At 72.5% G+C, this 20,337-nt stretch carries 11 protein-coding genes; 5 read left to right on the plus strand and 6 right to left on the minus strand.

Translation table 11 applies throughout. The features are described from left to right. The first annotated feature begins 146 nt into the window (after nt 1-146). Nucleotides 147-5,720 carry a pullulanase-type alpha-1,6-glucosidase gene (pulA, locus tag ACQEUR_RS17755; RefSeq protein ID WP_433032092.1) on the plus strand — a complete coding sequence of 1,858 codons (5,574 nt, stop codon included), beginning with the start codon at nt 147-149 and terminating at the stop codon, nt 5,718-5,720. 30 nt (nt 5,721-5,750) lie between these two features. On the opposite strand, the gene ACQEUR_RS17760 is transcribed toward pulA, so the two are convergent. From ACQEUR_RS17760 to ACQEUR_RS17770, 3 genes are all read right to left on the minus strand, one after another. Then, nucleotides 5,751-8,156: a hypothetical protein gene (locus ACQEUR_RS17760; protein ID WP_433032094.1), complete on the minus strand. Its 2,406-nt coding sequence runs from the start codon at nt 8,154-8,156 to the stop codon at nt 5,751-5,753. A 547-nt stretch (nt 8,157-8,703) separates the two neighbouring features. Further along, a complete protein-coding gene (locus ACQEUR_RS17765) occupies nt 8,704-11,232 on the minus strand; it encodes a LamG-like jellyroll fold domain-containing protein (RefSeq protein ID WP_433032097.1) in 2,529 nt (842 codons plus the stop codon). A 285-nt stretch (nt 11,233-11,517) separates the two neighbouring features. Beyond that, entirely contained in the window at nt 11,518-11,700 is a 183-nt protein-coding gene (locus ACQEUR_RS17770; protein ID WP_433032100.1) for a hypothetical protein, read from the minus strand. Nucleotides 11,701-11,874: 174 nt separating this feature from the next. On the opposite strand from ACQEUR_RS17770, the gene ACQEUR_RS17775 reads away from it, so the two are divergent. Continuing rightward, nucleotides 11,875-12,033 carry a hypothetical protein gene (locus ACQEUR_RS17775; RefSeq protein WP_433032103.1) on the plus strand — a complete coding sequence of 53 codons (159 nt, stop codon included), beginning with the start codon at nt 11,875-11,877 and terminating at the stop codon, nt 12,031-12,033. A 129-nt stretch (nt 12,034-12,162) separates the two neighbouring features. Then, nucleotides 12,163-12,561: a DUF4190 domain-containing protein gene (locus ACQEUR_RS17780; protein ID WP_433032106.1), complete on the plus strand. Its 399-nt coding sequence runs from the start codon at nt 12,163-12,165 to the stop codon at nt 12,559-12,561. A gap of 97 nt (nt 12,562-12,658) precedes the next feature. On the opposite strand, the gene ACQEUR_RS17785 is transcribed toward ACQEUR_RS17780, so the two are convergent. Continuing rightward, complete coding sequence (locus ACQEUR_RS17785; RefSeq protein ID WP_433032108.1) at nt 12,659-15,007, minus strand: S8 family serine peptidase; 2,349 nt, start codon at nt 15,005-15,007, stop codon at nt 12,659-12,661. 166 nt (nt 15,008-15,173) lie between these two features. Between ACQEUR_RS17785 and ACQEUR_RS17790 the strand changes: the two genes are divergently transcribed. Next, on the plus strand, nt 15,174-15,926 hold the full coding sequence (locus ACQEUR_RS17790; protein ID WP_433032111.1) for a hypothetical protein: 753 nt from the start codon (nt 15,174-15,176) through the stop codon (nt 15,924-15,926). 90 nt (nt 15,927-16,016) lie between these two features. On the opposite strand, the gene ACQEUR_RS17795 is transcribed toward ACQEUR_RS17790, so the two are convergent. Further along, nucleotides 16,017-17,651 (minus strand): peptide ABC transporter substrate-binding protein, encoded by a 1,635-nt coding sequence (locus ACQEUR_RS17795; protein ID WP_433032113.1) that lies wholly within the window; start codon nt 17,649-17,651, stop codon nt 16,017-16,019. A 179-nt stretch (nt 17,652-17,830) separates the two neighbouring features. Between ACQEUR_RS17795 and ACQEUR_RS17800 the strand changes: the two genes are divergently transcribed. Beyond that, nucleotides 17,831-18,760 carry an ArsR/SmtB family transcription factor gene (locus tag ACQEUR_RS17800; RefSeq protein ID WP_433032116.1) on the plus strand — a complete coding sequence of 310 codons (930 nt, stop codon included), beginning with the start codon at nt 17,831-17,833 and terminating at the stop codon, nt 18,758-18,760. 51 nt (nt 18,761-18,811) lie between these two features. Here ACQEUR_RS17800 and ACQEUR_RS17805 read toward each other — a convergent pair whose 3' ends face one another. Beyond that, nucleotides 18,812-20,314, minus strand: coding sequence for an aminopeptidase P family protein (locus ACQEUR_RS17805; protein ID WP_433032119.1), 1,503 nt, complete (start codon nt 20,312-20,314; stop codon nt 18,812-18,814). Nucleotides 20,315-20,337: the final 23 nt, after the last annotated feature.

Below are 20,337 nucleotides of genomic sequence, written 5' to 3' on the forward strand. Positions count from 1 at the left end.
GCCGGCGACCGCACCGATCGACAGGTGCCCGGAGCCGGGTGCCTTGCGCAAGTCTCTGCTTGGCGCGGCCTGATGCTGCAAGGTCTTGCACATTCTTTCCGCAAAGGATTACGGTGCGGCGAGTCGACCACAGAGGAAGGCCGTCGATGAAGCCGTCGTCCGTTCCGCGTACCGTCCTGGTTGGTCTCGTCGCCGTGCTGGCGCTGTCGCTGGCCGGCGGCCCGGTCCCCGGCCCCGGTGCCGGCTCGGCAACCGGTCCGGTCGGCCGGTCGGCGGCGGCCGGTGCGGGTGGTGGGGAGCCCGCCGCGCCCGGCGGTGCGCGGTGGAGCACGGAGCCCTCGGTCGAGGCGCTGCTGACGGCGGCGTCGGACGACAAGCGCGGCCGGGCCGAGCAGTTCTACTTCGTGCTGCCGGACCGGTTCGCCAACGGCGACCCGCGCAACGACCGGGGTGGACTGCCCGGTGACCGGCTGACCAGCGGGTACGACCCGACCGACAAGGGCTTCTACCACGGCGGGGACCTGCGCGGCCTGCTGCGGAAACTGGACTACATCCAGGGGCTCGGCACCACCGCGATCTGGCTGGCGCCGGTGTTCGCCAACCGGCCGGTGCAGGGCAGCGGAGCCGACGCGTCGGCCGGCTACCACGGATACTGGATCACCGACTTCACCCGGGTCGACCCGCACTTTGGCACCAACGAGGAACTGCGGACGCTGGTCCGGGAGGCGCACCGGCGAGACATCAAGATCTATCTGGACGTCATCGTCAACCACACCGCCGACGTCATCCGGTACGCCGAGGACGAGTACGCCTACCGGGACAAGGCGAGCGCGCCGTACCGGGACGCGCGGGGGCGGCCGTTCGAGGACCGCAACTACGCCGACGGCAGCCGGAAGTTCCCGCCGGTCGACGCCACGTCCTTCCCGTACACCCCGACCTTCGGCAGCACCGCCGACCGGCGGGTCAAGGTGCCGGCCTGGCTGAACGACCCGACGATGTACCACAACCGGGGCGACACCACCTTCGTCGGCGAGAACAGCGAGTACGGCGATTTCTTCGGCCTGGACGATCTCTGGACCGAGCGGCCCGAGGTGGTCCACGGGATGACCGAGATCTTCGCCGACTGGATCACCGGGCTCGGGGTCGACGGCTTCCGGCTGGACACCGTCAAGCACGTCAACCTGGACTTCTGGCCGCAGTTCAGCCGGGGCATCGACCGGGCCGCCCAGCGGGCCGGCAAGCCGGACTTCTTCATGTTCGGCGAGGTCTACGACACCAACCCGGAGGTGCCCTCGACGTACGTCCGGCGGGGCGGGCTGCCGGCCACCCTGGACTTCACCTTCCAGGACGCCACCCGAGGGTACGTCGCGAGCGGCGGCCCGGCCAGGGCGCTCGCCGACGGCTTCGCCGCCGACGACCTCTACACCGCCCGGGACACCGACGCCGGGCGGCTGCCCACCTTCCTCGGCAACCACGACATGGGCCGGATCGGCTCGTTCATCGCCGGCGGCGGCACCGACCCGGCGACCCACCTGCGCCGGGACCTGCTCGCGCACGAGCTGATGTTCCTGACCCGGGGACAGCCGGTGGTCTACTCCGGCGACGAGCAGGGCTTCACCGGGCCGGGCGGCGACAAGGATGCCCGGCAGGACATGTTCGCCTCCCGTACGGCCGACTATCTGGACGACGACCTGATCGGCACCGACCGGACCCACGCGGTCGACCAGTTCGACCCGGCGCACCCGGTCTACCGGACGATCGCCGAGCTGGGCGGGCTGCGCCGGGCGCATCCGGCGCTGCGGGACGGCATCCAGGTCACCCGGTACGCCGCCGACGGGCCCGGCGTCTTCGCCTTCTCCCGGGTCGACCCGACCCAGCGGGTGGAGTACGTCGCCGCGGTCAACAACGCCGCCACCGCGCAGACCGTCACCGTGGACACCTGGTCGGCGGGTGCCACCTTCACCGGGATCTACGGCGGCGCCGGGGCGGCCCCGGCCGGGCCGGACGGGAAGCTCAGCCTCACCGTGCCGCCGCTGGGCGCCGTCGTGCTGCGGGCCGGCGCACCGATCGCCCGGCCGTCGGCGGCACCGACCGTCCGGATCACCGAGCCGGCGCCGGACGCCGCCGTACCGACCCGGGTCGGGGTGGTCGCCCAGGTCACCGGGGACCCGCTGGCCACCGTCACCGTGGCGGCCCGGGTCTCCGGCGGCGACTGGACGCTGCTCGGCCGGGCCACCAACCACGGCTCGCCGGTGCCCTATCGGGTGTACCACGACCTGACCGGGTTGCCGGCCGGTGCCCGGATCGAGTACAAGGCGGTGGTGCGGGACAGCGCGGGACGGACCGCCACGGCCAGGTCGACCGCCACCGTGGCCACCCCGCCCCGCGCCGACACCCGGGACTGGCTGGTCGTGCACTACCAGCGGCCGGCCGGCGGGTACGCCGACTGGCGGCTGCACGCCTGGGGCGACGTCGACCCGGCGTACCAGGTCCCGTGGCCGGGTGGGCAGCCGTTCGCCGGCGAGGACCCGTACGGCCGGTTCGCCTGGGTGAAGCTCAAGCCCGGCGCCGCCTCGGTGAGCTTCCTGGTGGTGGACGCCGACGGCAGCAAGGACGTGGCCGTGGACCGGACCGTCGACGTGACCCGGACCGGGGAGGTCTGGCTCAAGCAGGGTGACCCGACGGTTCACCCGAGCCGGGAGGCGGCGACCGGCGAGCCGGACCCGCCGGCCGAGGAGGGTACCGCGGTGCTGCACTACCGCCGCGCCGACAACAACTGTCCTTCCGGCCTATGCCTTCCGGCCGGAGATCCATATGACGGCTGGGGCCTGCACGTCTGGGACGGCGCGGCGGACCCGACCGACTGGGCACAGCCGCTGCCGCCGGCCAGCCGGGACGACTTCGGGATCACCTTCCGGGTGCCGCTGGCCGCCGGGGCGACCGGGCTGAGCTACGTCATCCACCACGGCGACACCAAGGACCTCCCCGACGACCAGCGCCTCAACTTCGCCACCGCCGGACGGGAGGTGTGGCTGCTCGCCGGCACCCCGGGGCGGCTCCTCCCGGCCACCGGCGGTACGGCCGGCCCGGACCTCGACATCGGCAGACAGCGGGCGCACTGGATCGACCGGTCGACCGTGGCCCGGCCCCCGGGGGAGCCGACCGACGGACGGCGGTACGACCTGGTCAGCGCCCCGGACGGCGGGCTCGCCGTGGTGGACGGCGAGCTGGTCGGGACGTACACCTCGATCCCGTTGCGGGCGCGGCGCGACGGGCTCACCGAGGCCCAGCGGGCGAGATTCCCCCACCTGTGGCAGTACGCCGCCCTCGGCCTGGACCCGCGCGACCTGGCCCGGGTGCCGGCGGCGCTGCGCGGGCAACTCGTGCTGACCGAACGGGACCACACCGGGGCGCTGCTCGGGGCGACCGGGGTGCAGATCCCCGGCGTGCTCGACGACGTCTACCCGGCGGCGACGCAGGCCACCCTCGGCCCCACCGTCGAGCGGGGCCGGCCCGGCCTGGCGGTCTGGGCGCCGACCGCCCGCACCGTCGAGCTGGAGCTGTCCGACTCGCCGACCGCGACGCCGCGCACGGTGCCGATGCGCCGCGACGACCGGACCGGCGTCTGGTCGGTACGCGGCGAGCGGAGCTGGCTGGGGCGCTACTACCGCTACCGGGTGGACGCCTGGCAGCCGGCGGCACGGCGGATGGTGACCGCCTCGGTCACCGACCCCTACTCGGTGGCGCTGGCGGTGAACTCCACGCACAGCCGGCTGGTCGACCTGGCCGACCCGGCGCTCGCCCCGGATGGCTGGGCGGGGCTGCGCAAGCCGGCGGCCGCGCCGCCGACGCGTACCCAGATCCAGGAGGTCTCGGTCCGGGACTTCTCCATCGCCGACGCGTCGGTGCCGGCGGAACGCCGGGGGACCTACCTGGCCTTCACCGACCCGGCGAGCACCGGCATGCGGCACCTGCGGGCGCTCGGCGCGGCCGGGGTGACCCACCTGCACCTGCTGCCGGCGTTCGACTTCGCCACCATTCCGGAGCGCCGGGCCGACCAGGCCGCGCCGCCCTGCGACCTGGCCGCGCTGCCGCCGGACTCCGAGCGGCAGCAGGAGTGCGTGGGCGCGGTCGGAGACACCGACGGCTACAACTGGGGGTACGACCCGCTGCACTACACGGTGCCGGAGGGCGGGTACGCGGTCGACCCGGAGCGGCGGACGCGGGAGTTCCGGCAGATGGTGGCCGGGGTCAACGCGGCCGGGCTGCGGGTGGTGCTGGACGTGGTCTACAACCACACGTCGGCGTCGGGGGCCGACCCGAGGTCGGTGCTGGACCAGATCGTGCCCGGCTACTACCACCGGCTGCTCGACGACGGGACGGTGGCCAACTCGACCTGCTGCGCCAACACCGCCCCGGAGCACGCCATGATGGGCAAGCTGGTGGTCGACTCGATCGTCACCTGGGCGCGCACGTACAAGGTGGACGGGTTCCGGTTCGACCTGATGGGACACCACCCGAAGGCGAACATCCTGGCGGTACGGGCGGCGCTGGACCGGCTGACGCCGGCCCGGGACGGGGTGGACGGGACGTCGATCCTGCTCTACGGCGAGGGCTGGGACTTCGGCGAGGTGGCCGGCGACGCCCGGTTCACCCAGGCCACCCAGGCCAACATGGCCGGCACCGGGATCGGCACCTTCAACGACCGGCTGCGCGACGCCGTACGCGGCGGCGGGCCGTTCGACGCCAACCCCCGGGTGCAGGGCTTCGGCTCCGGGCTCTTCACCGACCCGAACGGCGACCCGGTCAACGGCACGGCCGCACAGCAGCGGAGCCGGCTGCTGCACCAGCAGGACCAGATCAAGGTCGGGCTCACCGGCAACCTCGCCGGCTACCGGTTCGTCGCGTCGTCCGGCGAGCCGGTGACCGGGGCGGACGTGGACTACAACGGCTCACCGGCCGGCTACACCGGCGCGCCGGGCGAGGCGGTGACCTATGTGGACGCCCACGACAACGAGATCCTGTACGACGCGTTGGCGTACAAGCTGCCGGTCTCGACGTCGTCGACCGACCGGGCGCGGATGCAGGTGCTCTCGCTCGGCACCGTCGTGCTGGGCCAGGGGACCGGGTTCGTCACCGCCGGCAGCGAGCGGCTCCGTTCGAAGTCGCTGGACCGCAACTCGTACAACAGCGGGGACCACTTCAACCAGATCCGCTGGGACTGCGCGGCGGGGAACGGCTTCGGCGTCGGGCTGCCCCCGGCGGTGGACAACGCCGACAAGTGGCCGTACGCCCGGCCGTTGCTAACCGACCCGAGGTTGGTGCCGGACTGCGCCGCGATCGACCTGACCGAGGCGCGCTACCGGGAGCTGCTGCGGGTCCGGGGGTCGTCGCCGGTCTTCGGGCTGGCCGATGCCGCCCAGGTGCAGCGCCGGGTGTCGTTTCCGTTGTCGGGTGCCGCCGAGACGCCCGGGGTGATCACGATGCGGCTGGACGGGACCGGGCTGGACGAGCGCTGGCGGTCGGTGACAGTGGTCTTCAACGCCACCCCGGCGGCGGCGACCCAGACCGTGGCGGGGCTGCGTGGTGCGGACGTCGGGCTGCACCCGGTGCTGCGCGAGTCGGCCGATCCGGTGCTGCGGACCGCCTCGTTCGACCGGGCCACCGGCACCTTCACCGTGCCGCCCCGCAGCATCGCGGTGTACGTCGAGGCGTACTGACCCGACCGTCATTCCGAGCGAACGGTCGCGTCACATCGGTGGGATCTCCCGGTAGCGCATCGTCCGGCCGCCGAATCGGGTGAGCGCCCCCATGGTTCCCCATATCTTGCGCATCAGGCCCGCCGCTCCGGCACCGAGCGGCGCGGCGATGATGACTTCCGCGTCGGCGATCAGCTTCGTCAGGGTCGCCGCGTCAACCGCGTGGCCCCCGTTCGCCGCCTTCACGGCAATGAGTAGTTCCCTCCGGTGATCCTGGGAGGCAACCGCCCACCATTTGACGAAGTTGTCCCTGGTCCACTCGGCGCCGGTCTGGATGCCGGCGCGCGATCCGCCGAGGTTGCGTTCGAAGCGTGATTCCCCGCCGACCCACTTGCATTCGATCTGCCAGAGTTTGAGCTTGCCCTTGCCGTCGCTCCCGACGGCGATGATGTCGATTCCGTGTCCGCGCGTGTTGTGCTGCGCACGGAACGCGTACGTGATCCCGGACATCCCGTCGACCTCGCCGCGGAGCACGCTCGCCAGCACCGTCAGTTCGAACCGGTCTCCCCAGTGCGGCGGGAGATCGCCGGAATCGATTACGGCCATGGCCGCCGTGGCCGCGGCGAGCTGCTTGTTCGGCTGACGCTGGACGCTTTTCGGGCCCATTGCACTGGGTTGTACGGAGGCCTCGGCGGGAGGCAGGTCAATCTGCAAGCCGCCCGCGCTCACCTGGAGGTCGGGCTCCGGCATCGCGTCTTCGAGTTCGTGGGCACCGATCGCGACGGCCGCTCCGGCGGCCGTCCCGGCCGCGTCCTTCAGACCCTGCGACTGCATCCTCATGCGCGCCTGCGCGGCGGCCTCCTGCGCCTCGATCGTCGCGTGCAGGTCGGCCAGCGCCTTCGCCCGATCAACGCCGCCGGCCTGCTTCATGCCGGCGTGCACACCCAGGGCGTCCAGGAACACGCCCACCGTCGCGAACGTCGCCTCCAGGAGGGCGCCGTCGACGACGCCCTTCTGGACGAAGGACAGCTCGTCGGCGATCGCGGCGGTTTCCAGGGGGCGGAGTTGGAGGTACCGGTTCCAGCTCGCGGCGGCCGTGCCCGCGCCGATACCGAGGCCGGCGCCGACCAGGAGGGCAGCCGTCAACCCTCCGGTGAACGGCGCGGCGATAAGCGCGAATGCCGAGACCATGTTCAGACCCAGCTGCGTCCAGAACTCCTCGGCCTTCTGCTTGTCGAGATCGATGTGCCCGAGTGCCGAGTAGAGCGGTTCCTGCCAGTTGACCGACGCCGTGGCCGGCGCGGCGAGCGTGTTGGTGAAGAGCTGCTCCTGGATCGGAACGAGGTCGTAGTGGGTGATGCCGGTCCCGAGTCTGGTCCTGGATTCGGCGATCGCCTCGAGCGTCTTCCCGAGGGTGCCCTCCAGCAGCGCCCGGGCCTTGCCGGCATCGGTGGCGGCGGCCAACTCCCCGACGCCTCCCTGCATGATCGAGGCGTGGACCGCCGGGTAGGCGCGCGCGTAGCTGGCGATCATCGACTGCATCTTGCTGTGGTGCGACTCCACCTCCGTCCACTGCGCCATTTCCGGCTGGTCCATTCCGGTCGGCGGGTAGCCGGGGCGCCGGAGCGGGTCGAAGAAGTCGGGCTGCCCGTACCGGCGCAGCTGCTCGGGGGGCGGCTGGGTGAGCGCCTGGTATGCCTCCGCGTCGGTCTGGGCGTCGGCCGAGAGCTTCTGCTGGAGCTCGGGAGTGTTGCGATAGCCGACCGGCACCAGCCGCAGTTCCTCGGTCAGGGCCTGGAGCTGTGTCACGACCTTGGCCGCCCTGCGTACCTCGGTCAGATGGAGATCCGCCTGTTCCGGGGACGCCGCGTCCGGTGTCCCGCCCAGATTCAGCCCGATCTCCTTGGCCGCCTGCTCTGTCAGCTTGCGGTTCTCCTCCAGGTAGATCCCGGCGGCCTTGAGGATGTCCATGCGGAATGCGGCGGTGTAGGCGGCGAAATGGTCGCTCAACGGCTTGCACTGGCTGAACGCGAGGTCCCACAGCGCCCGGTGGTTGGTGATGACCCTGCCCAGCGTCCCCTGGTTCTCGAAGCTCAGCCAGACGGCCGTGACCTGCCGCTCCGCGTCCTCGTCGACGACGGTGTCGAGCATCTCCCTGATGAGCCGGATGCGCAGACCCTCGTCCACGTCCCGGAGCCGGCTTCCGGCAGACCTGACCAGTTCCTCCGCGACGTCGTCACGGTCGGTCGTCCGGAGATTGTCGAACACCCCGTGGGCGAGCATGACGCCCTGCTGTTCGACCACCCGCGCCGCGAGGTCCTTTCCGAGCTCCGCCTCGTCGAGCACGAGCAGTGTCGTGTACTTCGAAATGAGCTCTTTCGGTGTCGGGGGCGCGGCGGGAACGTCCTCGCGCTGCACGTGCGGCAGACCGGGAGGCTCCCGACGCTGCGCCAGCATTCGGCTGACGGCCGTGTTCCCGGCCCTGGCCTGCAACCGCAGGACCGTCCGGGCGCCGACATCCGACGCATGTCCTCCGCGCGGGCGTACCGTGCCGGTCGCCTGTACGTCCCGGCCGTGGCGGGCCTGCACCGGCTCGGGCGTGTGCTCGCGTTCCACCCCACCAGATTTATCGGTTCGCCGCCCGGTCCCGGACGCCGCGCATGCACCGCCGAGGGCACGATCGGCTGCCCGTTGGGGCAGGTCCACCCGTTCGGACCGGGCGGTCGATCCACGCTGGGGGGAGTGGCGACGGAATGATCCGGTGGACCATCGCGACGCGCGGGTGGCGGAGGTCCGGTTGAGCGGTATGCCTCTCAGGCATGAATATGCCTGAGAGGCATCACCAGTCGGCGAGCGCGGCCCAGCATCGCTGGAACCCATAATTGCCGGGTGACCGACGGGCAAGCGGTGGAGTTGACGCGTGGACGCTGGCGCAGCGCCGGACGGCTCCTGAACCGACGGGCGGGAGCGCCGGCAGCGCCCCCGCCCGAGAATCCGGTAACTACTACTGGCCCGAGTCGTAGAGCGCCTTCACCTCGGTGGCGCTCAACGCCCGGTCGTACACGTGCACCTGGTCGATCGTGCCGTCCAGGTAGTCGACGGGCTTGCTGTCGAACCGGCCCCGCCCGATCACCAGGGGACCGGTGGAGGCGGTCCCGAGGCAGGCGTCGACCTGGCCGGCGAGTTCGCCGTCGACGTAGAGCCGCAGCTCGCCGGTTGCCGCGTCCCGGACGCCGGCGAGGTGGTACCACTGCCCGGCGACGGGCTCGGTGGGGGCGAGCGCCCGGACCCCGGCGAAGCTCATCGCGAACCGCCGGTTCTGGCCCGAATACTGCAGGAAGAAGGCGCTGGCCGAGGGACCGTCCTGGCTCACCACCGTCTGGAAGGCGCCGCCCACGCTGTCCAGTTTCACCCACGCCGAGGCCGAGTAGCTGGCGGTGGTGTCCAGGATGGTGCGGCCGGTGTCGACGTACTGGTCGGTGCCGTTGAACGCCAGCGCGGCGCCGCTCCGGCCGGGCGTCCAGGTCGGGCCGTTGACCAGCGTGCCGTCGTTCTCCCCGGCCGCGTCCCCGGCCGTGGTGCCGGTGTTCTCGTCCAGCGGCCAGTAGCCGACCCCGGCGAGGCCGGGCGTGCCCGGCGGCGGTTCAGGGGTGGGCTCCCCGGTGCCGTCGGCCGACCGGATGATCTCCTGATTGATCGCCCGCACCTGGTCGAAGTCCATCTTCTCGACCTGCCGGTCGTAGGTGAAGAACCCGTTGACCTCGTGCTCCACGTCGGTGATCTGGGTGTAGACACCGGCGGAGACGCCGCAGGTGTTGGCGATCCCCAGCAGCGCGCGCTGGTTCTCCACGTACCGCTGGGTCAGCGTCGCCGAGTCGGGGACCATCTCGTACGCCCCGCCCTCGCCGAACCACATGTGACCCTCGACCTCGAGCCCGATCCCGCCGTGCTCACCGTCCACCGCCACCCGGTCACCCCGGGGGATCGGCGCTGCCGGACCGAGGTACTGGTGGTGGTCGATGATGTCGCCCCGCCCCGAGTCACCCAGGGAGTCGCAGCAGTTCACCCCGCTGTGCGCGTTGACCAGCCGGCCCGGGTCCCGGGCCCGCAGCTCGTCCGCGATCCGGCCGGTCGCCTCCCGGCTCCACTCGCCCCAACCCTCGTTGAACGGTACCCAGACCACGATCGAGGTGATGTTGTCGTGCTCCGCGATCATCTCGTGCAGCTCGGACTCCCACTGCCGCTGCCACTCCACCGGTGGCCGGCCGGTCTTTGTCGAGGGCATGTCCTGCCAGACCAGCAGACCCAGCCGGTCCGCCCAGTAGTACCAGCGGGCGGGTTCCACCTTGATGTGCTTGCGGACCGTGTTGAAGCCCAGCACCTTGTGCTGCTCCAGGTCGAAGCGGAGCGCCTCGTCGGTCGGCGCGGTGTTCAGCCCGTCCGGCCAGAACCCCTGGTCCAGGGTGGACATGTGGAACAGGATCTCGCCGTTGAGGGTCAGCCGCAGCTTCCCGTCGGCGCCCTCCGCCTTGCCAATCTCCCGCATCCCGAAGTAGGAGCCCACCTCGTCGACCGGACGGCGGCCGTCGAGCAGTCGCACCCGCAGGTCGTACAGGAACGGCGTGTCCGGTGACCACAGTTTCGGCGTGCGGATCGGCAGGCTCAGCTCGGTACCGACCGCCCCGGTCACCCGACCGAGCGCCCGGCGCCCGTCGTACGCGACCGCCTCGACGGTGAGTCCCGCGGCGCCGGCGGTGGGGTTCACCCGCAGCCGCAGCGTCTTGTCGCCGAGGTCCGGCGTCATGTCCAGCGAGTCCACGGCCCCGGCGGCGGCGACCGGCTCCATCCAGACCGTCTGCCAGATGCCGGAGCTGCCCTGGTAGAAGATGCCCCGGTCGCCGACCCGACGCTGCTTGCCGACCGGTTGGAAGGTCGCGTCGGTGAGGTCCTCCGCCCAGACGATCAGCTCCTGGGCGCCGTCCGGCCGCAGCGCGTCGGTGACGTCCGCGCTGAAGCCGTCGTAGCCGCCCCGGTGCGTCGCCACCTGCTCACCGTTGACCCACACCTTCGAGTCGTAGTCGACGGCGCCGAAGTGCAACAGCAGCCGCTGGTCGCTGCCGACCTGCCAGTCCGGCGGCACGGTGAAGGTCCGGCGGTACCACATCCGGTCCTCGTGCCGCTGGATCCCGGAGAGCGCCGACTCGATGGGGTACGGCACCAGCACCCGTTCGGGCAGTTCCTCGCCCACCGGGACGGCCTCGTCGGGAGCGGCGGCGGCGAACTCCCACACGCCGTTGAGGTTCTGCCAGCGGGTCCGGGTCAACTGGGGCCGTGGGTACTCCGGGAGGGCGTTGTCCGGCGACACGTCGTCGGTCCACGGGGTGGCCAGCGGCGGTGTCCCCTTCGTCCAACCGGTGTCGGCGGGGGATGGCGGGGCGGCTCTCGCCGCGTCCGGGATCGGGATCGCGGCCAGTATGGCCACGGTGGCGAGGGCGGTGATCCGCCGACGCCGGGTGCTGGGGTGGGTGGTCATCCGAGAGCGCCCCTTCACGAGTGTGCACGGGGGAACGGCGGCTGCCGCGGTACGCGGAAGTGGACGGTCGGCCACAGCGGACGGGGGTGGGGGGATGGGCGGGTCGGCCCCGCTCACTTCCGCGTCAGATTGAACGAATTCAAACAATCTTGGACGGTGGATGTCAATAGATCCACACAGCTCAGGATCGAATTGGGCCAATGCCGAACATGTTCGAACGTTGCGCGCGGTCGGCTTCGGCGTTGGACCGGTCCGGCCCGTCCGGGCCGTACCCGTCGGACTCGCTCACCGGTGTCGGCGCAGGTCGTCGACGAAGCTGGCGATGTCGGTGAGCTTCCACCAGAGCCGGACAGCGCCAGGCCGGCGGCGGCGACGGGACGGCCGGTGGCCCGGGTGTAGGACCTCCAGCACGTCCGCCGAGTCGCCGACAACCAGCCACAGGTCCCGTTCCGCCGGTGCGATCCGCACGGTGTCCCAGTGGACGAGCCGCAGGTCGGCACGGGCCCCGGCGCCGCGCCGACCGGTCTGCCCCTCGGTGTCGTGTTCGGGTCCGCCCTATCGGTCGGACTACGCCCCCCGCCGGCCCCCGGTCGACCAGACTGGGAGGCGACGGAAGCGGAATGGGCACGGGAGGTGCAGGTCATGACGGTGGTCGCGCAACGGATCAAGGGCTTCCTGCGGAGTCCGCAGGGGCGGAGCCTGATGGACCGGGTCCGGCGAGAGGCGAGGAAGCCGAGCGCCCGGCAGAAGCTGCGTCAGCTCATGCAGCGGGCGCGGGGCGGTTCCGACCGGCGCCGCTGACGGTACGTACCCGGGCGGGCCCCCGGCAGGGGAGCCGTTCATGAACGGTGTCGGGCGCCCATCCGGGCAAGATCGGCATGGAACGGAACGGACCGGGGATGCCGGGAACACATAGCGAAGGGACGAGGCATGTCCGCATCAGACCAACCGATCCCTGAACGGGGTACGGCCGGCTATCCGCGCCGCGGCGAAGGCGGCGCGACAGCGGGGAAAACGAGTACGGCAGCGACGTTTGCACTGGTCTTCGGCGTTTCCGCCCTGATCTGCTCGCTGACCGTACTCCTGTCGGCCGCCGGCTTCATCCTTGGCATCATCGGTATCATCCTCGGCGTTGTCGGGCTGAGGATGGCCCGCCGGCCCGGAGTCACCGGCCGGGGAGTCGCGATCGGCGGCCTGGTCTGCAGCATCCTGGCGGTACTGATCGCGATCGCCTTCGCGGCGGGGGTCAGCACGTTCCTCAACGACAGGGCCGCGGTGGACCGCCTGGAGCGCCAGGTCGAACAGTTGCGCGACGATCTACCCAGCTGACAACCCACGCCGATCGCACCGCCCCGACCTCGTCCGGCGGGTCTGCCCGGCGGACATGGTCGGGACGGTCGGCAGACCGGCCGGTCTCGCTCAGCCGTCAGCCGTCGGCCGGTGACCGGGTGGACGGGGCGCCGGCTGACGTCGGCGGTGGCGCGGGGGAGCCGGATGCGCCGGGCGGCGGCGGTGTGGCCGGGCCCGGCAGCGGCGTCGGGAAATTGAGGCCGGGCGGTGGCGGTGCCGGGTATCCGGGCGGCCCGACCGGCGGTGCCGGGTATCCGGGCGGCGGCGGTGCCGGGTATCCGGGCGGCGGTGCGGGGTATCCGGCCGGTGCGCGCGGCACGGACGGCGCGGCCGTGGCGCGCCGTCGACGGAGCACCACGAAGACGATCACCAGCGCGGCGACGAGCAGCAGCAGCAACAACACCCCGGCGATAACCAGCCCGATGCGGAGCAACGGGAAGCCGTTGTCGACCAGGTCGTCGGCGAGCGGACCCCCGTTGTCCCGGGGTGGCCCCGGATCACCGGCGGGATTCTGCTGCACCGCGGCGACGTCCGCGGTGAGCGCGGACAGCGGGTCGACGATGCCCCGGCCGTACCGGCCACCCTCCGTGCCACCGACCGCTGTGGCGGTGCCGAGGAGGCGGTTCACCACCGAGGCCGCGTTCAGATCCGGGTACCGGGCGCGGACCAGGGCGGCCAACCCGGCGACGAAACCGGTCGCCGGGCCGTCCAGGATGCTCACCCCGTAACCGTCCGGGTCGGCGGGATCCGTGCCGGTGGCGGTGGCGCTGGCGGTGGCGACCATGAGCTGGCTGCCCGGCGCGGTCACCAGCGCCCGGCCGGTGTCCCGCCGGTCACCGTCGATGGAGAGCTCCCCGACGGTGAGCACCCCGGAGGTCTCGGGAAAGTCGTCGGCCGCGCCGCCGATCACCACGACGTCCCGGCTCACCGCGTACCGGACACCGTCCACTCCCGCGTCGTCCAACTGACCGGACGGCAGGACGATGATCTTCGCGCCGTGGTCGGTGAGCCAGCGCAGACCGGTCGCTACGTGCCTGCCGGTCAGCACGGAGCCGCGCAGTGCCAGCACCTTCGCCTCCGGGGCGACACCGAGCAGGCCCGAGCCGCCCTTGGCCACCGCCACCCCGGCGACGCCGGTGTAGCCGCGCAGGTCGTTCTCCGTGAACCGCGCCTGCTCCGGTGGCATCGCCCCCGTCCGCACCCGGCCGCGACTGTCCTGCCAGGCCGGCTGCTCGACCTGCCCCCGCAGGTCGGGGTGGTCGGCGTCGATCCCGCTGGTGAGCATCCCGATGCGCACCCCGGCGCCCCGGCTGATCCGGTGGGCCTCCGGCACCCGCAGCGCGTCGAGGTACCACTGGAAGTCCCGCGCCGACCAGGCGGCGGCCGGGTCGGCGGCAGCGGCCGCCACCGGGGCGGCGGCCGGGAGCTCCACCGGGGTGGCGGTGAGCGCGGCGGCGGCGTTGACCTGCCCCCAGCCCTTCGTGAGGTCCCGCCGGACCGCGCCGGTCGACGACGTGGTGCGGAGCCGCCGGATCACCTCCGCCACGGGCAGGTCCGGAAACTTCGCCCGGACCAGCGCGGCGACTCCGGCGACCAGCGCGCTGGCGTACTGCGGGCCGGAGTAGGTGGCGTGGAAGTCCTCGTCCAGCTCGGATATCCGCATCGCGGAGACCACCTTCTCGCCGGGCGCCACCACGTCCAGGTCCAGGCTCCCGCCGTCGCCGATCGCGTCCCGCTCACCGTCCCGGTCGGTGGCGCCGACCGACACCACGCCCGGCAGCTCCGCCAGCGACGAGGTCATCGCCAGCGGCCCGTTGGTGGGGGCGACCACCAGCACGTCGGCCGCCACCGCCGCCCGTACCGCCCGGCGGAGGTCGTTGGTGACGTCCGATCCGGTGTACGACAGCGCGATGACCTTCGCACGGCGGGCCACGGCGAGGTCGATGCCCCGGGCCACCGCCGCCGGTGCACTGTCGTACCCCCTGGCGCCGATCCGTACCGGCAGGATCTTCGCCTGCGGGGCGACGCCGAGCAGCCCGGTACGGCCGTTGCCGCGCCCGGCGATCAGGGCCGCCGTCGCGGTGCCCCACTCCTCCCGCTCGCCGTGACCCGGATCGCCCTTGACGGTGGCGTCCACCTCGGCCAGCAGCGCACCACGCAGGTCCCGGTGCGGTGCGATGTCCCCGTCCAGCAGCGCCACCGTGACGCCGGCGCCGCGGCTGATCCGGTGCGCCTGGTCGAGCCCGAGCAGCGCCTGGTGCCAGGCGTCGCCGGGGCGTTCGAGGTCCGCGTACGCCACCGGGGCCGCGACCAGCGACGACCCCGCCGCCAGGGCGCACGCGGCGACGACTGCCGCCGTCCGCCGGACGCGTGGCCTCCGCGCCGCTGCGCGGCCACCCGGCACCGTCGATTTCGCAACCCTCATCCGGTCGCCTCCCCCGTGATCGACCGCCGATCCTACGCAACGGGGGCTCGTCGCCGGGGTCCCGATCGGCACGCCCCGGACCCGGGCGCTTCTCGTGCCGCCGGCCCCCGACGGCATGATCCGGTCGGCGGACCGCGTCGGGTGCGTGTCCACCTAGGATCGTCGAATGCCCGACAGCTTCGATCTTGTACGCGGCCTCGGCGAGCTGCCCGACCGGGCCGCCGCGTGGCGGTTCATCCGCGACTTCGCGGTGCACTGGTCCACCCCCGTCCTCGACACCGACGGGGTCGGCGAGGCGGAACTCGACGCCGCCGAGGCCCGACTCGGGGTGCGGCTGCCGGCCGCGGTCCGCGAGGCGTACCGGCTGTTCGGCCGGCGTGCCGACCTGACCAGTGAGAACGGCCTCCTCTACGCACCGGACGAGCTGGAGTACGACGCCGCCGACCAGATCCTGGTGTTCCGCGCCGCGCACCAGGGCGTCGCCTTCACCGGTGTGTCCCTGGCGGATCCGACGGAGCCGGACCCGCCGACGCGCACGTATACCCCGATGCTGGACCCGGAGCACGAGGGGTGGACGCCCTTCCTCGACCGCTTCTCGCTCACCTGCGTGGAGCTGGTGCTGTGGGAGAGCGTCGAGGGGGGCGGGGCGATGAGCGACGGCCGGGACCAGGAGGCCGGCGAGCCGGCGGCGCTGGTCGCCGGGCTGACCCGACTACCCTTTCCGCGCTATCCGGACGAGCACGGCCCCAGCCGCTGGTACGCGAACTCGGAGATCCTGCTGCATGACGACGGTGCCTGGGTGGGGATTCGGGCCCGGACGCGCGAGGCGCTGGACGAGTTCCGGCGCGCGCATCCGGGCCACTGGGTCGACGACCCCGCCGGTGGGCCGGTGACCGTCGGGCCGGACGCGGCGTCCTGACCGCCCGGCCGGGGCGGGCACCTGATCCCCGGTGCGGTTCGCCGGCGGCCACCGGTCACCCGGCGGCCGCCGACGGACGGCCCACCCCGGTCAGCCGGTGGTCCGGATCTTCAGCAGGTCGACCCGGCCGAACAGATCCAACTCGACGTCGCGGACCCGCTCGGAGTGCCCGAAGTTGTTCTGGCCGAACCGGAGCGGGATCACCGGCATGTCCCGGACCAGGATCTCCTCGGCCTGCTGGTACTTCTTGATCGCCTCCGCCTGGTTGGGTGCCCGCACCCCCTCCCGCACCAGCCGGTCGAAGTCGGGGTTGCGGTAGCCGTAGTAGTTGGACGAGCCGTCGGTGCCGTAGAGCGGACCCAGGTAGTTCTGCATCGACGGGTAGTCCATCGTCCAGGCCATCCGGAACATGCCGACCGGGGTCCGCCGCTCCACCTTCTCCAGCAGGTCGGCGAACTTGGACTCGGGGGTCGCGACGCACTCCACCCCGAGGTTGGTCCGGAGCTGGTTGCAGGTGGCCTCGATCCAGGCCTGGTGACCGCCGTCGCCGTTGTACGAGATCTGGAGTCGCGCAGACCCGCCCGCGGCCTGGTACGCGGCCCTGGCCCTGGCCGGATCGAACTGGCACGCCTCGCCGCAGGTGTCCGGCCGGGCGCCGGCCACCACCGGTGACACGAAGGCCCGGGCGGAGGTCTGCGAGTCCTTGAAGACACTCTTGACGATCTCGTCCCGGTCGATCGCCATCGAGATCGCCTTGCGCACCTCCGGCTTGGCGAACTCCGGCTGGTACGTCGGGAACGCCAGGAACTGGAACGAGGAGAAGGGGCTCTTCTTGAAACGGTCGCCGAGGTCGGCCGGCGCGTTGCTGAGGTTCTCGGTCGGCACCGTCGGCACCACGTCGACGTTGCCGGCGACCAGGTCCGCGTACTGGGTGGGCAACTGCTGGTAGATGCCGAACCGGACGCCCCGGACCTTCGGCTTGTCGCCCGGGTAGGCGTCGTAGCGCTCGACCTCGATCTTCGAGTCGTGCTCCCAGGTGCCCTTCATCTTGAACGGGCCGTTGCCGATCGGGGCCTGTTCGAAGTCCTCCTTCAGGACGCCGTCGGAGGACCAGGCGGCGTTCGGCAGCGGGGAGAAGACGTGGTAGCCGAGCACCGACTCGAACTCGGCGAACGGCCCGGCGAGGGTGATGGTGAAGGTCTGGTTGTCGACCTTCCGCAGGCCGGTCAGCTTCCGGGCCTTCGGGGTCGGCGCCTTCTGCGGCCCCTCGCCGTCCGGGTCCTCCGACTGCATGTCGTCGTAGCCCTGGATCTGCTCGAAGAAGTACCCACCGCCGTTGCCGTTGGGCCCGTACGCGGCGTGGTTCCAGGCGTTGAGGTAGCTGTCGGCGACGACCGGTTCGCCGTTGTGGAAGGTGAACCCGTCCTTGAGTTTCACGGTCCAGACCCGGTTGTCGGCGGACTCGATCGACTCGGCCGCCACCTCGTACGGCCTCTTGTCCGCGTCGAACTCCACCAGCGGGGTGTACAGCGCGGCGAGCACCTGGGCCCCGGCGCTCTCGGTGGCGTTCGAGGGGACGAGGTGCCGCGGCTCCGCGATGCCGATCCGGACGACGTCGCCGCCGTCCGTGGTGCCGCTGTCCCCGCTGCCGCCACCGCACGCCGTGGCGCCGAGGGCGGCGGCCAGCGCCGCCGCCGTCCAGACCACACGTCTGCGCACCCGCATGGAGCCTCCTGTCGAGAAGTCGTGCTGGCCGACGGATACCAGCCGATCCCCAACAGTTAGGAGCCGATCCGGGTCGACCGGCAATGCTTTTGACTGGGCCCAAACCGTCCGTTGGGGCGACAACTGGGCGGGCCGGCGAGGGCGTTTCGTGATCAGACAACGGCCTCGGGAGGTGGGTGGTGATCCGGATCTGGCTCGGCGCGGAGGACATCGCCCGTACCCGGATCGCGCCGGCTCCGCTGCCGCTGCACGAGGTCTTCATCAGCCTCTCCGGTGCGCGGCCCTCCGGGGTCCCCGCGCCGGCGGCCGGCCCGGAACTGGGCCGTTGGCTGCGTGAGCTGCACCGGCCGGCCGGCGGCGCCCCGTCACCGGCCGCGGTGACCGGCGCCGCCCGGCAGCCGGCCAACCTGCTCGCCCCGCTGCCGGTGGACCGTGGCCTGGACGGGGCGCTGGCGCGGCTGCTCGACGCCTCCGTGGGCCGGGCCGCGACCCTGGTGGCGGCCCTGCGGGGGTACCACGACCGGTGCGTTGCGGCCGAGTTGGCGGCGTGGGAGCCGCTGGTCCGGCTGGACGTGGGGGAGCGCGGCCGCGCGTTGGCCACCGGCGGGGTGGAGGCGCTGCTGGCCATGCTCGACCCGTGGGCCGACTGGCGCAACCCGGTGCTGACCGTGGCGTCCGGCGTCGAACTCGACCTGCGGCCGGAGGGCAGCGGGCTGCTGCTGGTGCCGTCGGTCTTCGCCCGGCAGGTCTGGGTGGGTGGGCGGCCGGAGTCCGCCGTCGTGGTCTATCCCGTCCGCCGGCCGAGGCCCGTCGGGCACCGGCCGGTTCCGGCGTACGCGCACCGGGGCGGCCCGGCCACCGGTGATCCGTTGACCGCGCTGCTCGGCCGGTCCCGGGCGGCGGTGCTGCGGGCGGCCCGGGCGGGGGCGAACACCACCGACCTGGCCCGCCGGGCCGGGATCAGCACCCCGTCGGCCTCACAGCATGCCAGCGTGCTGCGGGACGCCGGGCTGCTCCGGACCACCCGGCACGGCAAGGCGGCCCATCACACCCTGACGCCGCTGGCCCGCGCGTTGCTGACCAACGACGACGTCCGGGACCGGTCGTGAAGCCGTCGCGGCGATCCGGTCAGCGGAGGTCCCGGTAGTGGTCCGGTCGGGTCAGCCGGGCAGCCGGGGGCCGGCGGCGCGCTGGGTGTCCAGCCAGGCCTCGACCTCGTCGGCGGTGCGGGGCAGCCCCGCCGACAGGTTGACGGCCCCGTCCGCGGTGACCAGTACGTCGTCCTCGATCCGGATCCCGATGCCGCGCAGCTCCTCGGGGACCAGGTCGTCCTCGGGCTGGAAGTAGAGCCCCGGCTCGACGGTGAGCACGTAGCCCTCGCCGAGTTCGCCGTCGCGGTAGCGCTCCTTGCGGGCCAGCGAGCAGTCGTGCACGTCGATCCCGAGCATGTGCCCGAAGCCGTGCAGGGTCCAGCGGCGGTAGACCATCGACTCCTCGTCCATCGCCTCCTCCACGCTGACCGGCAGCAGGCCAAGATCGGCGAGGCCCTCGGCGAGCACCCGCATGCAGGTGCGGTGCACCTCCTTGAAGGCCACCCCGGGGCGGATGAACTCGATCCCGGCCTGCTGCGAGGCGTACACGATGTCGTAGACCTGGCGTTGCAGCGGGCTGAAGGTGCCGGAGACCGGCAGCACCCGGGTGACGTCGGCGGTGTAGAGGTTGCGCCCCTCCACGCCCATGTCCATCAGCAGCAGGTCACCCGGGCGGGTGATGCCGGTGTTGCGGACCCAGTGCAGGATCGTCGCGTGCTCCCCGGAGCCGACGATCGAGCCGTAGCCCACGTCGTTGCCGTCGTGCCGGGCACGGAGCCCGAAGACCCCCTCCAGCAGCCGCTCCGAGACCGGCCGGTCGGCCGGCAGCACCCGGGCCACGTCCTCGAAGCCGCGTACGGTCGCGTCGATCGCGTCCTGGAGCTGCGCGATCTCCCACTCGTCCTTGACGAGCTTCAGCTCGGCGATCAGTGCGCCGAGCTCGCGGTCCCGGCCCAGCGGCGGTGCCGCCTCCTGGTCGCCGCCGGTCCGGGCCGGCTCGTACGGGCGCACCGCCGCGTCCACCGACGGGTCCAGCCCGCGCAGCACCCGGGTACGCCCCGGCGGGCAGTCGGCCAGCGCGGCCGGCAGCTCGGTCAGCGGCGCCGTCTCCACACCGAGCTCGGTCGACTTCTCGGTCAACGTGTGCCGGCGACCGACCCAGAGCTCACCGTCGCGGCTGCGGAAGAACTCGTCGTTCTCCCGGGAGGAGCGGGGCCGCATGTAGAGCACGGCGTCGTGGCCGGCGCCGTTCGGGCGGAGCACCAGCACGCTGTCCGGGTCGTGGTCACCGGTCAGGTAGACGAAGTCGCTGCCGGGCCGGAAGGGGTAGCCGGTGTCGTTGGCGCGCACCTTCTCGGGGCCGGTGGGGATCACCAGCGTCTCGCCGGGGAACGCCGAGGAGACGGCGGCGCGCCGCTTGGCGTGGTTGGGCACCTCCGGCCGGGGGCCGACCGGAAGGGCGCTGTCCCGCCAACCCTGCCGCATGAAGGTCAGGAACTTCTCCGGGAAGTCGGGGTCGTGCGACTCGGTCCGCGCCGGTTCCGCCGTGACCTCGTCCCGCTCCTGCGACATCGCCGCTCCTCCCGCTCCTGGCT

The sequence above is a fragment of the Plantactinospora sp. CA-290183 genome (assembly GCF_050936375.1).
Classification (GTDB): domain Bacteria; phylum Actinomycetota; class Actinomycetes; order Mycobacteriales; family Micromonosporaceae; genus Plantactinospora.